Genomic DNA, 14,300 nt, shown 5'->3' on the forward strand with positions numbered 1-14,300 from the left:
TTTCTAAAAGTAAGCGGTCGAATTTGCAAAAAAATTTGCGAATTCGACCGCTTGTGTTATGAGTCATTAACGATTTGCTAATGCTTGTTCAATTTTTTGTTTGATACCTGCACTATCTAATCCAAGCGCTTCATAGGCTTCTTGTTGGGTAGATTGTGGGATAAATTCATCTGGAATACCAAGCATGACAAGCGGTTTGATTTTGCCAATTTTTTGCAAATATTCATTTACCGCAGAGCCAGCACCACCTTGGATAGCATTTTCTTCTAGCGTTACTAGTAAATCATGGCTATTCGCTAATTCTTGGATTAAGGCTTCATCAAGTGGTTTGACAAAGCGCATATCTACTAAGGTATAGTTGCCTGCTTCGGCAACTTTTTGAGCTTCAGTTAAGAAAGTGCCAAAGTTGAGAATAGCCACTTTTTCGCCTTGACGGATAAGTTTGCCTTTACCAATTTCTAAAGACTGCATTGGCTCAAGTGCCACACCTTTAGCGTTACCTCTTGGATAGCGTACTGCAGTTGGCGTATTCATCTGATAAGCCGTATATAACATTTGACGCATTTCGTTTTCATCGCTTGGTGTCATAATAGTCATATTCGGAATACAACGTATAAAGCTTAAGTCAAACGCGCCTTGGTGGGTTTGGCCATCAGCACCAACAATACCCGCACGGTCGATAGCAAAAATCACAGGTAGATTTTGAATAGCCACATCATGAATCAGCTGATCGTAAGCCCGTTGTAAGAAACTAGAATAAATAGCAACGACCGGTTTGTAGCCAGCAATCGCTAAACCTGCCGCAAAGGTAACCGCATGTTGTTCAGCAATGGCAACATCAAAATATTGTGCAGGGAAGCGTTTAGAAAATTCCACCATGCCTGAGCCTTCACGCATAGCAGGGGTAATGCCGATGAGCTTAGTATCTTGTTCAGCTGTTTCGCATAACCACTGGCCGAAAATATCGGAATAGGTTGGAATACTTTTTGCTTTTGGAAGTTGACCGCTAGCAGGATCGAATTTTGGTACGCCATGATAGCCGATAGGATCGTTTTCTGCGGGTTGATAACCTTTCCCTTTTTTGGTGCGAACATGTAAGAATTGCGGGCCTTTGAGCTCACGCATATTTTTAAGTGTTTTCACCAATTCTTCGATGTTATGCCCATCTACAGGTCCGATATAATTAAACCCAAGCTCTTCAAAAAGCGTACTGACAGGAGAAATTACTCCTTTCATATGCTCTTCGGTTTTTTTCATGAAGTTTTTAATTGGAGAAGGGACTTTATCTAACACCTTTTTACTGCCATCACGCACGGTGGTATAAAGTGAACCAGAGAAAATTTGGGCGAGGTGGTTATTCAGTGCGCCAACGTTTTCAGAAATAGACATTTCATTATCGTTGAGAATAACCAACATATCTGTGTGCAATGCGCCCGCATGGTTTAGTGCTTCAAATGCCATCCCCGCAGTAATAGCGCCATCACCAATAACACAAACGGTTTGGCGACCTGCATTTTCTTTTTGAGCTGCGACCGCAATGCCTAAACCGGCACTGATAGAGGTTGAGGAATGTCCTACGCTTAACACATCATAAACGCTTTCTTCGCGCCATGGGAATGGATGGATACCGTCTTTTTGGCGAATAGTTTTAATTTGATCGCGACGACCAGTTAGAATTTTATGTGGATAGGCTTGATGTCCGACGTCCCAAATAAGCTGGTCGAATGGGGTTTGATAAACATAGTGCAAGGCGATAGTCAGCTCAACTACCCCTAAGCCAGAGGCAAGATGCCCGCTACTTTGGCTTACGCATTTTAATAAGTAAGCTCGAAGCTCGTCAGCAAGCGGTTGTAATTGATCTTTATCGAGCAAACGGAGGGCTTCCGGCGAGTCAATTTGGCTTAATAGGGGATAATTTTTTTGCATAATGTTTATCTTTTATCAATAGAAACTCAACGCAAGGCGGTTAGGTCGGTCACTCTAACATTTTTGCAACAAAGTGGAAATAATTGACCGCTTGCAAATTCCTAACCGCGCTGATGCGTGATTAACCTTTAAGATCTTCAGTTAAAGTGGGTTGAAGTGCGTTTAAGATTTCTTTAACCACACGTGCTGGGCCTGCCACTACGTTACCAGATTTTAAGTAATCGGTGCCACCAACAAAGTTACATACAATCGCACCAGCTTCACGCGCGATTAAATCACCTGCTGCGCAATCCCATGGTTTTAAACCAATTTCAAAGTAACCATCAATGCGATTTGCTGCAACATATGCTAAATCAAGCGCGGCTGAACCTGTACGGCGGAAATCTGCTACGCCTTGGTTCATTAAGCCTTCAAGCATATTTAAGTGCGCTGCACGATGTTTAGTGGCTTTAAATGGGAAGCCGGTCGCTAATACAGTACCGCTTAGATCACGGCGGCTGCTATCCACGCGTAGACGGAACTCATTGAGTTTTGCGCCTTCGCCACGCACAGCAGTGAAAAGTTCATTACGGATAGGATCGTACACTACGCCGACAGTGGTGCGGCCATTTTCACGAATAGCAATCGACACACAGAAATGTGGTAAGCGTTTAACGAAGTTGGTTGTGCCATCTAGTGGATCAATTACCCACTGCACGTTTTTATTTTCGCCATCTAAAATACCAGATTCTTCCGCTACGATAGCGTGGTCTGGGTAAGATTTACGAATGACTTCGATAATCGCCGCTTCTGCCGCTTTATCAATTTCAGTCACATAATCATTTGTACTTTTTTGAGCAACTTCAGTCTCGCTTGGCGCTTGCTCATAGCCTTTTGCAATAATATTGCCTGCTTTTCGTGCAGCACGAATAGCAATGTTTAACATTGGGTTCATATTTCCACCAGATTTTAAAGAACGAATAAGGGGTTTGATTATAATGAAATTAGCAAGATAAAGGAATAACTAAGCGTAAAAATGCAGTAGAATAGCGCCTATTGTTTTGATAAAACCTATTGCTATGCAAAAAAGTATTTACGACACCCCCATTTTTTTTGAGCGCTATCAGCAGCTACGCCAAAATCCGATAAGTATGAATGAAGTGGTCGAAAAACCGATGATGTTTTCACTTTTACCGAATCTATCTGGTAAACGGGTGCTGGATTTAGGCTGTGGCACGGGCGAACACTTAGCACATTATTTAGCAAAAGGGGCTCGGCAAGTCGTGGGTTTAGACCTTTCAGAACGTATGCTAGAAGCGGCTGAAGCACGTTTACGCGCGCAGACATCAACTGCAGAAATGGCTTTTTATGCTTTGCCAATGGAAAAGTTAGATGAGATTGCTGAAAACGAATTTGATGTAATTACTAGCTCATTTGCTTTTCACTACATTGAAGATTTTCCTGAGCTGTTAGCAAAAATTTCTGCAAAATTGACCGCTTGCGGCACGTTAATTTTCTCGCAAGAACACCCAATTGTGACGTGTTATCGACAAGGTTATCGTTGGGAAAAAAATGCAGAAAAGCAGCAAGTGGCTTATCGCTTAAATTATTATCGCGAAGAGGGTGTGCGTGAGCGGGCTTGGTTTCAACAATCGTTTAAAACCTATCATCGCACGATGGCGACGATTCTTAATCAACTTATTGCTGCAGGCTTTGAGATTGAGCAGGTTGAAGAGCCTATGTTAGCTAATCAAACGCAATGGCATCAGGAATTTAAAGATTTACAACACCGTCCGCCATTGCTATTTGTTAAAGCGAAAAAACGCTAGGCTAGCCCTTTTTTGACCCAATATTGATAAGGTAAGGTTTCAGTTTGACTAGCCAGCAGCTGGTGATCCATAAAGGCACAAAAGCTAGGGATATCGCGGGTTGTAGCAGGGTCGTCAGCTAAAATATAAAGTACATCGCCATCATTGAGGTGGCGAATTGCCTTACGGGTAAGCATCACGGGCTCTGGACAGCGAAGCCCAACGGTATCTAAAGTTTGACTAATTTCAATCTCTCTCATGGTTTTCCTATGCTAAAACAAAATGATTTATCACAACGGTTTTCCGAACATTTAGCGCAGCTACAACAGCACGTTAGACAAATTCTAGAAAGCCATTTTCTTCAAGGTATTTGGATTCATGCAGGGGTGAGTTATCGCTATTTTCAAGATGATTTAACTGCACCGTTTAAAATTAACCCGCATTTTAATTATTTTTTTCCGTATGCTAAAGCGGAAAATAGCTGGCTTTATTTAGATGGCGTGAATAAACCGAAAATTTATTTCTATGCGCCGCAAGATTATTGGCATTGTGCGCCTACACCACCCACGGAAGCATTTTTCAGTGAAGCATTTGATTGGGTGATTTTTCACGATGCCCAAGACATTGCAAAATGGATTGAAAATCCGACCGCTTGTTTATTTATTGGCGAAGATGAAGAACTCGCAAAATCTCTTGGTTTTGGTGCAATTAACTCACAAAAGGCGCTGAATATACTGCATTTTGCACGCTCAATCAAAACGGAATTTGAGATTGAACAACTCTATCAAGCGCAATTTCCCGCATTAAAAGGGCATCATGCCGTGAAACAGGCTTTTTTAGAAGGTCGCAGTGAGCGAGAGATTCATTTAGCTTATTTGCAAGCGAGTGGGCAACTTGAAAGTGAACTGCCATATGGCAATATTGTAGCATTAAACGCGCATGCGGCTATTTTGCATTACACCGAGCTTGAACTTTTCGCGCCAAGTTCTCGCCACAGTTTTTTAATTGATGCTGGTGCAACGCATCTCAATTATGCTTCAGACATTACGCGGACTTATGCAGCTGATCCGCAAAGTGAATTTGCGGCACTGATTAAAGCTGTTGACGGTTTTAAACATGAAATTATTCAGCAAATGCGCGTGGGCGTGAATTATCTACAATATCATACACAGATGCATCAATGGATGGCGAAATTGCTTCACGATTTTGATTTTGTGCGGTTAAGCCCGGAACAGATTTTTGAAGAGGGTATTTCAAGAGCATTTTTCCCACATGGGCTAGGGCATTTATTGGGCTTGCAAGTGCATGATGTTGGCGGTTTTATGCAAAATGCGCGGGGCACACAAAAACGTCCACCTGAAGCTTATCCAAGTTTGCGCTGTTTGCGAGATCTACAGCCAGGTATGGTGTTAACGGTTGAACCCGGTTTCTATTTTATTGAGATGTTATTAGCGCCATGGAAATCATCACATTTAGGCCATACATTTAATTGGCAGAAAATTGCGGATTTTTCGGCTTATGGTGGGATTCGTAGTGAAGATAACATTGTTATTCGCCCTGAAGGTGCGGAGAATTTAACTGAAAAAGCGTTGATAACACTCAACGCTTAAGGAGGAATTATGCCGGTTTTATGGGGATTATTAGGCATCATTTTTTACATTTATTGTGAGATTTCGCTATTAGTAGAAGTCGGTAGTGCATTAGGGGTATTGCCAACGCTATTATTACTCATTGTAATTTCCTTTGTTGGATTATGGTTTGTGAAATTACGCGGGGCTTATACCTTAATGGCTGTGCGTCAGCAGCTAGCAAAAGGCGAATTACCAACGGATGCAGTAATCAATGCCGTGCTATTCATTTTGGCGGGGATATTGCTCATTATTCCTGGGTTTCTCAGCGATATTTTAGCGGTGCTAATGGTACTGCCGATTACTCGGACACTGTTTAAATTATGGTTTTTCAAATTTTTCAAAAATCGTGTACGCTTTACCCGTTTTACACAATTCCGTTCGGAACAAGGCGCTGAGTCTGAAGTGTTTGAGGCAGAATTTACCCGCGAACAGGATAAAAACAAATGGATAAAATAAGCCCCAGTCACTCAAGATTTGGCACCAAGCAAGCGCGTTTTAAAAGCCCTACTGAGCAAAATCGTGTAGGTAAGCGTTGGCAAAAAAAAACAGAAAAACGACCGCTTGTTCCTCGCTTAAGCATTGAAGATACAGTGGTTATTCTGTTTAACAAGCCTTATAACGTGCTTACTCAATTTACTGATGAGCAAGGGCGACATACGTTGAAAGATTTTATCCATACGCCTGATGTTTATCCGGTTGGGCGTTTAGATCGAGATAGCGAAGGGCTGCTCTTGTTAACGAATAATGGCTGGTTACAACATCGTTTATCGCATCCGAAATTTGAGAAGCGTAAAACTTATTGGGTGCAAGTAGAAGGTGTACCTGATGAAGCGGCGTTAACAGCTTTACGAAAAGGGGTTCAACTTAAAGATGGACTTACATTACCTGCGACAGCGAACCAGATTGAACCACCTGATTTTAATTGGTCAACCGCACCGAAAATCCGTGAGCGAAAGACGATCCCAACAAGTTGGTTAGAAATCGGGTTACATGAAGGTAAAAACCGCCAAGTACGGCGCATGACTGCGCATGTTGGCTTTCCGACATTACGACTTATTCGAGTAGCACTGGGCGATTATCAACTGGGGGATTTAGCCAGTGGCGAGTCTAGAGAATTATCGCTTGCAGAAAAACAGCGACTCTTTAAATCATTAAAATAATAAGGCAAATATGAAACAGGCATATTGGATTATCACCAAAGATTTTGATGTGGCATTAGTGAATGGCGAAATACCGTTTGGTTGCGCAGATGAAGTGCAATTAAGCGGGCGAAATTTCTTAACGATTGGTGAATTAAATGGCTTTCCCGTGCATTTAGTGCAGGCTGACGCGCGTGATGAAATGCGAAATTTTGCTTTTCTACGCACGTTAATTGCTAAGCCTGAAGCGAATTTATTGCATCGTGCAGTTTCTTTGTCCCAATTTTTACAATCTCACCGTTTTTGTGGGCGTTGTGCTGCACCATTGCATTTAGCTGAATCTGAAATAGCTTTGGCGTGTGAGGCTTGTGGGCACCGAATTTATCCCACTATTTCTCCGTCTATTATTGTGGCGGTGCGGAAAGGGCGACAAATTCTTTTAGCCAATCATCAGCGCCATAAAGGCGGAATTTATACCACGCTGGCTGGATTTGTTGAAGCAGGCGAGCCGATTGAGCAAACCGTGCAGCGCGAAGTTTGGGAAGAAAGTGGATTGAAAATTCGGAATGTTCGTTATTTTGGTAGCCAGCCGTGGTCGTTCCCGCATTCGTTGATGTTAGGTTTTTTAGCTGATTATGATTCAGGCGAGATCAAGCTACAAGAGAGCGAACTTTGTGATGCAAGATGGTTTGATTGTGATGAGCCATTGCCAGAATTACCGCCTAAAGGTACGATTGCCTTAGCATTGATTGAAGCCACTCTTGCGCTGTGTCGTACAGAAAGCCCGCTATAAATTATGCCAAAATTACGCTATAATCTCCCAATTAACTGAATAACAGAGAACACTATGAAAAGTCGAATTTTAGCAACGGGCAGCTACTTGCCAAAGCAAGTGCGCACCAATGCAGACCTAGAAAAAATGGTCGAAACTAGCGATGAATGGATTTTCACCCGCTCTGGCATGAAAGAGCGTCGCATCGCCGCAGCAGATGAAACGGTGGCCACAATGGGTACCGAAGCTGCTAAAAAAGCCTTAGAAATGGCGAATATTGATCCAAATGATATTGAACTCATTGTGGTAGGAACCACGACTAATTCACATGCGTACCCAAGTGCTGCGTGCCAAATTCAGGGTGCATTAGGCATTCGTGATGCGATTGCTTTTGATGTTGCTGCGGCTTGTACAGGCTTTATTTATGCGTTGAGCGTCGCTGATCAATTTGTGCAATCAGGTAAAGTGAAAAAAGCGTTAGTGGTTGGTGCAGATCTAAACTCGCGTGCATTAGATGAAACCGATCGTAGTACAGTCGTTCTTTTTGGTGACGGTGCGGGCGCGGTGATTTTAGAGGCAAGCGAACAAGCAGGGATTTTATCGACCCATTTACACGCATCTGCAGATATGGATTATATGCTAGCCCTCCCAGCTCAAAAACGCGGTGAGGAAAAATCAGGGTTTATCCAAATGCAAGGTAATGCAACTTTCAAACTTGCAGTAGGCCAGCTTTCAAGTGTTGTAGAAGAAACTTTAGAAGCGAATCAATTAGACAAGTCTGATTTAGATTGGTTAGTGCCACATCAAGCTAATATTCGTATTATTGCAGCCACTGCAAAGAAACTCGAAATGGATATGTCACAAGTAGTATTAACGGTTGAAAAATACGGTAATAACAGTGCTGCAACTGTGCCAGTGGCATTAGATGAGGCGGTGCGAGATGGTCGTATTCAACGTGGGCAATTATTGCTATTAGAAGCCTTTGGTGGCGGTTGGACATGGGGTTCAGCTTTGGTGAGATTCTAAGGTAAACCGATGTCAGAAAAACAAACTTTTGCAGATAAAAAGCGTAAAACCGTAGAACAAGCCGAGTTTACCGAAGATGGTCGCTATTTGCGCAAAGTGCGTAGTTTCGTGTTGCGTACTGGTCGCTTAAGTGATTATCAGCGCGATATGATGAATAGTAACTGGGCAAATTTAGGGTTAGATTATCAGCCAACCCCATTCAATTTTCGTGAGATTTTCGGCAATGATAACCCAGTCGTATTGGAAATTGGTTTTGGGATGGGGCGTTCATTAGTTGAAATGGCAGCACAAAACCCAGATCGCAATTATATCGGCATTGAAGTTCATACCCCTGGTGTGGGCGCATGTATTGCTTATGCGTTAGAAAAACAGGTCAAGAATTTACGAGTGATTTGCCATGATGCGACTGAAATTCTACGTGATGCGATTGCAGATAATACGTTAGGTGGCTTACAGCTTTATTTCCCAGACCCGTGGCAGAAAGCGAAACACCACAAACGTCGTATTGTTCAACCAGCATTTATTACGCGCGTATTAAGCAAATTGAAGAGTGGTGGCTTTATCCATTTTGCCACAGACTGGGAAAATTATGCGGAGCATATGTTAGAAGTTTTACGTCAGTTTGATGCTGAATTGGAAAATACTTCCGCTACTAATGATTTTATTCTACGTCCAGATTTCCGCCCATTAACCAAATTTGAAGAGCGAGGGCATCGATTAGGGCATGGTGTGTGGGATCTCTATTTCATCAAGCGATAAAAATAAAGTCGTTTATCTTGGATAAACGACTTTTTCTTTCATTATACTTCAATACCAAATTTTGCTTTGACTAAGGCTTGGAAATCGGTGCAACCTCCAACATGCTGATTGTCCAAAAAGATTTGTGGCACGGTTGCGACAGGTTTTCCTACTCTTGGTTCCAAATCTTCTTTTGAAATGCCTTCTGCAATCATATCAATGAATTTAAAATCAAAATCAGCTAATTCGCCTTTCATTTTTTCTGCTAACGCTTTCGCTCTTACACAGTAAGGGCAAGTTAAGCGGCCATAAATTTCTACAAACATAATTGTTCCTTTTATTTTTCCGGCTTGCGCGGGAGAGGGTACAAGCGGTATTATTTTACCAAAAATTTACTAAACCATGACAGAAAAGCAGTACTTTTGAGCCAAGTTATTGCACAAACTTCATGTTTTTATTTTTTCCAACCTTTTAACGCATCAGCAAAGGCATTATTCGCAAATTGGTTGCGAGATGGTGCAGCTGATTTTTCTCGTCTAGGCTCAGTTGCCTTTTGTCCAACAGGTTTAGATTCCGCTTTATCTTCTAAGCGCATAGTGAGTGCAATGCGTTTACGAGCCACATCAACCTCTAACACTTTGACTTTCACTACATCACCCGCTTTAACCACTTTGTGTGGATCTTCAACAAATTGGTGGGAAAGCATGGAAATATGCACTAAACCGTCTTGGTGAACCCCAATATCGACGAAAGCACCAAAGTTAGCCACATTGGTGACGGTTCCTTCTAAAATCATTCCGACTTTGAGATCTTTGATATCTTCTACGCCATCCATAAAAACAGCGGTTTTGAACTCACCACGTGGGTCACGTCCTGGTTTTTCTAATTCTTTGAAGATATCCAGCACGGTTGGTAAACCAAACTGTTCATCTACGAAGTCTTTAGCTTGCAGTTGATGAATTTGACTACTATTGCCCATCAATTCCTGTAAGGTAGAGTGAGTAGCTTGTAAGATTTTCTCTACGACTGGATAAGCTTCTGGGTGAACACTTGAAGCATCAAGTGCATTTTTGCCCCCTAAAATACGCATAAAGCCAGCACATTGTTCAAAAGCTTTTGGCCCTAAACGAGGGACTTTTTTCAATTCAGAACGGCTAGCAAAACGTCCATTTTCATCGCGATAATCAACAATATTTTGCGCTAAAGTTTTACTCATACCTGCAACGCGAGCAAGTAGGGCTGCAGATGCGGTATTTAAATCTACCCCAACGGCATTTACACAATCTTCTACTACCGCATCCAGTTTGCGAGCTAATTGGCTTTGGTTAACATCATGTTGATATTGCCCAACCCCAATCGCTTTTGGTTCAATTTTCACTAATTCAGCAAGTGGATCTTGCAAACGACGGGCAATTGACACCGCACCACGCAAAGATACATCTAAATTTGGGAACTCATTCGCTGCAAATTCAGAGGCTGAATAAACTGATGCACCGGCTTCACTAACTACCACAGTTTGTGGAATGAGCATATCTGGTTTAGAGGCTTTAATTTGCTTAAGCACATCTTTCGCAAAACGTTCGGTTTCACGTGATGCCGTTCCGTTACCGATGGCAATCAATTCCACATTATGCTGTTTAATCAATTTATAAAGCGTGACTTCTGCAGCAGCTTTGCCGGTGGTATGCGGGTAAATGGTTTCGGTATCGAGCAATTTCCCCGTATTATCAACCACTGCCACTTTCACCCCTGTACGTAAACCTGGGTCAAGCCCCATAGTATTGCGTGCGCCGGCAGGTGCGGCCATTAACAGTGCTGAAAGGTTACGCGCAAAAACATCAATCGCTTCTTCTTCAGCTTTTTCACGTAAGCTTGCCATCAATTCTGTTTCAAGATGTAGTGCTGCTTTAATTTTCCACGTCCAGCTAATGACTTGCTCACGCCATTTATCGGCAGGTTGCTGATTGAAAATTACCCCTAAATGTTCACGAATGATCGTTTCACAGTGGTTTTGTTTGCTGCCTTCTTCAGCTTCTGGATCGGCATTTAAACTTAGCGCCAAAATACCTTCGTTTCGACCACGGAACATTGCTAAAGCACGATGAGAAGGAACTTGTTTGAACGGTTCGCTGTGCTCAAAATAATCACGGAATTTCTCACCTTCGCTTTCTTTTCCTTCAATAACGCGGCTTTCTAACGTTGCGCAAGCGGTCAAATATTGGCGAAGTTTTGCAAGTAATTCGGCATCTTCACTGAAGCGTTCCATTAAAATATAACGTGCGCCATCTAAGGCTGCTTTTTCATCTGCCACCCCTTTTTCCGCATTGACGAAGGCTCTTGCAGCTTCTTCTGGGGTTAAAGATGGATCTTGCCAAAGCATTTCAGCTAATGGTTCTAGCCCTGCTTCAATCGCGATTTGTCCGCGGGTGCGACGTTTTGGCTTATAAGGAAGATAAAGATCTTCTAATTCTGTTTTACTTTCACAAGAGAGAATTTTTTCTCGTAGTGGATCAGTCAATTTGCCTTGTTCTTCAATCGATTTAAGAATAGTTTGGCGGCGATCGTCTAATTCGCGAAGATAAATCAAGCGTGTTTCAAAATGACGCAGTTGCGTATCGTCTAACCCGCCAGTGACTTCTTTACGGTAACGTGCAATAAAAGGAATGGTGTTGCCTTCATCGAGTAATTGCATTGCGGCAAGGATTTGATGACTGCCGACATTCAGTTCGCCAGCAATAATTTGGCTGATTTGGAGATTAAGTTCTGACATGGGGTTCCTATGAATAAAATCTTATCGTTAAATCACTAACGAAGTGTTGCTGCGCGAGCTTGATCAAGTTTTTCTAATTGAGCTAATGCTTGTTGCATTTTTGCTTGATTCGGCTCAGCTTTAGCGCATAGCACGATGTTTTCTAAACTATCGGCTTGGTGATAATAAGGTTCAGGGCTTTTAACCGCTTGTTCAAATTGCTGATAAGCCTGTTGAAACTGACCTTGTTTACATAAAAAAGTGCCGTAATTATTTAGCACATCTGGGCGAGAATCACTTAAACGCAACGCTTGCTGATAGGCTTGTTCTGCTGAAGTTGGTTCGCCGATTTGCTGATAGTAATAAGCCATCACCGAATAAGGCAGATAATCATGAGTATCATGTTGATGGGCTTTATCGATATTCTCTTTGGCTTTTGGGTAATCTTGCTGTTCAAGATAGGCAAGCGCTAAGTTCAATCGAGCTTTGACTGCTTCTGAACGAGGTGCTTTTTGTGGCGGGGATGAAGTAGTACAGCCGACAAGCAGAATAATTAAACTACAAGCGGTCAGATTTTTCAGAAATTTTACAAATAACATAAAGCGCCTTGATAAGAGAGAGGTTACCAATGATTGCCTTGCTATCATACAAGCTTTATTACGAAGTGCAATGGCAAGAAAGCGGCAAACTGCCGCTCTCTTTATTCAATTTTTATGAGTAGGCAATTACTGATTTTTTACCGCAATGCCTTGCCCAAATTTTCGTTTTTCTAATGTACGTTTGGTTCGGTCAATAACTTCACCAGCAAGTTGTCCACAAGCCGCATCAATATCATCGCCACGTGTTTTACGAACAATAACAGTAAAACCATATTCCATTAACGTTTTTTGGAATCTGTCCACTCGGCTATTAGAACTTTTACCGTAAGGGGCTTCAGGGAACGGGTTCCATGGAATTAAGTTGATCTTACATGGCGTATTTTTTAACACTTCAGCTAATTGATGAGCGTGCTCAGTGCCATCATTAACATGATCAAGTAACACGTATTCTATGGTGACTTTACCGTGGTTCGCGTTAGACACTTCTAAATATTTATGCACTGAATCCATCAACATTTTAATGTTGTATTTTTTATTGATTGGCATGATTTCATCACGCAATTCATCATTCGGCGCATGCAGAGAGATTGCCAATGCTACGTCAATTTTCTCACGCATCATATCTAATGCCGGCACAACCCCAGAGGTTGAGAGTGTGACACGGCGTTTAGATAAGCCATAAGCAAAATCATCTAACATAATTTCCATCGCAGGAATTACGTTATTCATATTTAACAATGGCTCGCCCATGCCCATCATCACTACATTCGTAATTGGACGAACACCCGTGACACCAAAGTTACCGATGATTTTAGAAGCACGCCAAACTTGTCCGATAATTTCAGACACTGTTAAGTTACGGTTAAATCCTTGTTGCGCGGTTGAACAGAACGTACAAGCCAGCGCACAACCTACTTGCGAAGAGACACACAGCGTTGCGCGATCGGCTTCAGGAATATATACGGTTTCAATTTGTTGGTCGCCAACCTGCATTGCCCATTTAATTGTGCCATCGGCTGAACGTTGTTCTACTGCCACTTCTGGTGCTTTAATTTCCGCGACTTGTTTAAGTTTTTCACGCAATACCTTGTTGATATTGCTCATATTATCGAAATTATCTTCACCGAAATGGTAAATCCATTTCATTAGCTGATCCGCACGAAACGGTTTTTCGCCCATTTGTGCAAACAACTCGCGCATTTCTTGGCGGGTCAGATTCATTAAATTTATTTTTTCTGCTTTAGCAGGCTGTACAGATGCATCTTTCGCCTCTGCTTGAAGAGTTTGAGAAGTCATTAAAATAGCCTCGTTATTACACGCTCGTTAAAGAACGAATTATGGCAAAAGGATTAGTTTTGCAATGAATAAAAGAAGCGAATTTTACTGTTCTCCCTTAATTAAGGCTAGCGATTTTTCTAGAAAATCGGAAGTTTTTTCTCACGGATTTTCGAGCTAGATCGCAAAATTTGTAAAATCTTGGTCAAAATAGACCGCTTGTTGGCTTAATTTTTCAGCATTTTTGTTATACACTAACGGCTTTTAAATAGAGGACAAAAAATGACATTTCCAGCTTGCCCACAATGTAAAGGCGAAAATACTTATCACGATTCTATTCAATTTGTTTGCCCAGATTGCGCTTATGAATGGACTGGTGAAGAAGTTGCTGAAGCGGATGAAGATCAACTTATCGTAAAAGATAGCAATGGCAATTTATTAGCTGATGGCGATGATGTGCTGTTAATCAAAGATTTAAAACTAAAAGGCTCATCAGAAGTATTGAAAAAAGGGACAAAATTTAAAAATATTCGCTTAGTAAATGGTGATCATAACGTAGATTGTGGCAAAATTATGCTGAAATCAGAGTTCTTGAAAAAAGCGTAATCAATGATTTTTCGGGTAGATTGGCTACCCGATTTTTTTAGGAAATAGGGCG

The 14,300-nt window shown here is 41.9% G+C and carries 15 protein-coding genes; 8 read left to right on the forward strand and 7 right to left on the reverse strand.

Annotated features, from left to right (window positions below; genetic code table 11):
* Positions 1-66: 66 nt before the first annotated feature.
* Both dxs and suhB read right to left on the reverse strand, forming a co-directional pair.
* Positions 67-1,926 (reverse strand): 1-deoxy-D-xylulose-5-phosphate synthase, encoded by a 1,860-nt coding sequence (dxs, locus tag HMPREF1128_RS02285; RefSeq protein ID WP_007523860.1) that lies wholly within the window; start codon positions 1,924-1,926, stop codon positions 67-69.
* A 121-nt stretch (positions 1,927-2,047) separates the two neighbouring features.
* Positions 2,048-2,860, reverse strand: a complete 813-nt coding sequence (gene suhB, locus HMPREF1128_RS02290) for an inositol-1-monophosphatase (protein WP_010130099.1) — start codon at positions 2,858-2,860, stop codon at positions 2,048-2,050.
* Between the two features lie 124 nt (positions 2,861-2,984).
* Between suhB and HMPREF1128_RS02295 the strand changes: the two genes are divergently transcribed.
* Positions 2,985-3,734, forward strand: a complete 750-nt coding sequence (locus HMPREF1128_RS02295; protein ID WP_007523800.1) for a class I SAM-dependent methyltransferase — start codon at positions 2,985-2,987, stop codon at positions 3,732-3,734.
* On the opposite strand, the gene tusA is transcribed toward HMPREF1128_RS02295, so the two are convergent.
* Complete coding sequence (gene tusA, locus HMPREF1128_RS02300) at positions 3,731-3,973, reverse strand: sulfurtransferase TusA (protein WP_007523822.1); 243 nt, start codon at positions 3,971-3,973, stop codon at positions 3,731-3,733. The genes HMPREF1128_RS02295 and tusA overlap by 4 nt on opposite strands.
* Positions 3,974-3,982: 9 nt before the next feature.
* Between tusA and pepQ the strand changes: the two genes are divergently transcribed.
* Genes pepQ through trmB form a run of 6 tightly spaced genes read left to right on the forward strand, consistent with a single transcriptional unit; the run spans position 3,983 to position 9,040 of the window.
* Positions 3,983-5,323, forward strand: a complete 1,341-nt coding sequence (pepQ, locus tag HMPREF1128_RS02305; protein ID WP_007523852.1) for a Xaa-Pro dipeptidase — start codon at positions 3,983-3,985, stop codon at positions 5,321-5,323.
* 9 nt (positions 5,324-5,332) lie between these two features.
* Entirely contained in the window at positions 5,333-5,800 is a 468-nt protein-coding gene (locus HMPREF1128_RS02310; protein ID WP_007523903.1) for an FxsA family protein, read from the forward strand.
* Positions 5,788-6,504: a pseudouridine synthase gene (locus tag HMPREF1128_RS02315; RefSeq protein WP_007523710.1), complete on the forward strand. Its 717-nt coding sequence runs from the start codon at positions 5,788-5,790 to the stop codon at positions 6,502-6,504. Before HMPREF1128_RS02310 ends, HMPREF1128_RS02315 begins: the two co-directional genes overlap by 13 nt.
* A 10-nt stretch (positions 6,505-6,514) precedes the next feature.
* A complete protein-coding gene (gene nudC / locus HMPREF1128_RS02320) occupies positions 6,515-7,276 on the forward strand; it encodes an NAD(+) diphosphatase (RefSeq protein WP_007523910.1) in 762 nt (253 codons plus the stop codon).
* A 54-nt stretch (positions 7,277-7,330) separates the two neighbouring features.
* Positions 7,331-8,281 carry a beta-ketoacyl-ACP synthase III gene (locus HMPREF1128_RS02325; RefSeq protein ID WP_007523839.1) on the forward strand — a complete coding sequence of 317 codons (951 nt, stop codon included), beginning with the start codon at positions 7,331-7,333 and terminating at the stop codon, positions 8,279-8,281.
* A gap of 9 nt (positions 8,282-8,290) precedes the next feature.
* A complete protein-coding gene (gene trmB / locus HMPREF1128_RS02330) occupies positions 8,291-9,040 on the forward strand; it encodes a tRNA (guanosine(46)-N7)-methyltransferase TrmB (RefSeq protein WP_007523672.1) in 750 nt (249 codons plus the stop codon).
* Between the two features lie 41 nt (positions 9,041-9,081).
* Here the strand turns inward: trmB and HMPREF1128_RS02335 are convergent, their stop codons facing one another.
* The 4 genes from HMPREF1128_RS02335 to HMPREF1128_RS02350 all read right to left on the reverse strand — a co-directional run bounded on the left by HMPREF1128_RS02335 (position 9,082) and on the right by HMPREF1128_RS02350 (position 13,663).
* Entirely contained in the window at positions 9,082-9,345 is a 264-nt protein-coding gene (locus HMPREF1128_RS02335; RefSeq protein ID WP_007523895.1) for a GrxA family glutaredoxin, read from the reverse strand.
* A gap of 128 nt (positions 9,346-9,473) precedes the next feature.
* Entirely contained in the window at positions 9,474-11,789 is a 2,316-nt protein-coding gene (locus HMPREF1128_RS02340) for a Tex family protein (RefSeq protein WP_007523783.1), read from the reverse strand.
* 35 nt (positions 11,790-11,824) lie between these two features.
* Positions 11,825-12,367 carry a type IV pilus biogenesis/stability protein PilW gene (pilW, locus tag HMPREF1128_RS02345; RefSeq protein ID WP_007523764.1) on the reverse strand — a complete coding sequence of 181 codons (543 nt, stop codon included), beginning with the start codon at positions 12,365-12,367 and terminating at the stop codon, positions 11,825-11,827.
* Between the two features lie 126 nt (positions 12,368-12,493).
* A complete protein-coding gene (locus HMPREF1128_RS02350; protein WP_007523681.1) occupies positions 12,494-13,663 on the reverse strand; it encodes a bifunctional tRNA (adenosine(37)-C2)-methyltransferase TrmG/ribosomal RNA large subunit methyltransferase RlmN in 1,170 nt (389 codons plus the stop codon).
* 261 nt (positions 13,664-13,924) lie between these two features.
* Between HMPREF1128_RS02350 and HMPREF1128_RS02355 the strand changes: the two genes are divergently transcribed.
* Positions 13,925-14,248, forward strand: coding sequence for a zinc ribbon domain-containing protein YjdM (locus HMPREF1128_RS02355; RefSeq protein ID WP_007523877.1), 324 nt, complete (start codon positions 13,925-13,927; stop codon positions 14,246-14,248).
* Positions 14,249-14,300 lie beyond the last annotated feature (52 nt).

It is taken from the genome of Haemophilus sputorum HK 2154 (genome assembly GCF_000287615.1).
Classification (GTDB): Bacteria; Pseudomonadota; Gammaproteobacteria; order Enterobacterales; family Pasteurellaceae; genus Haemophilus_A; species Haemophilus_A sputorum.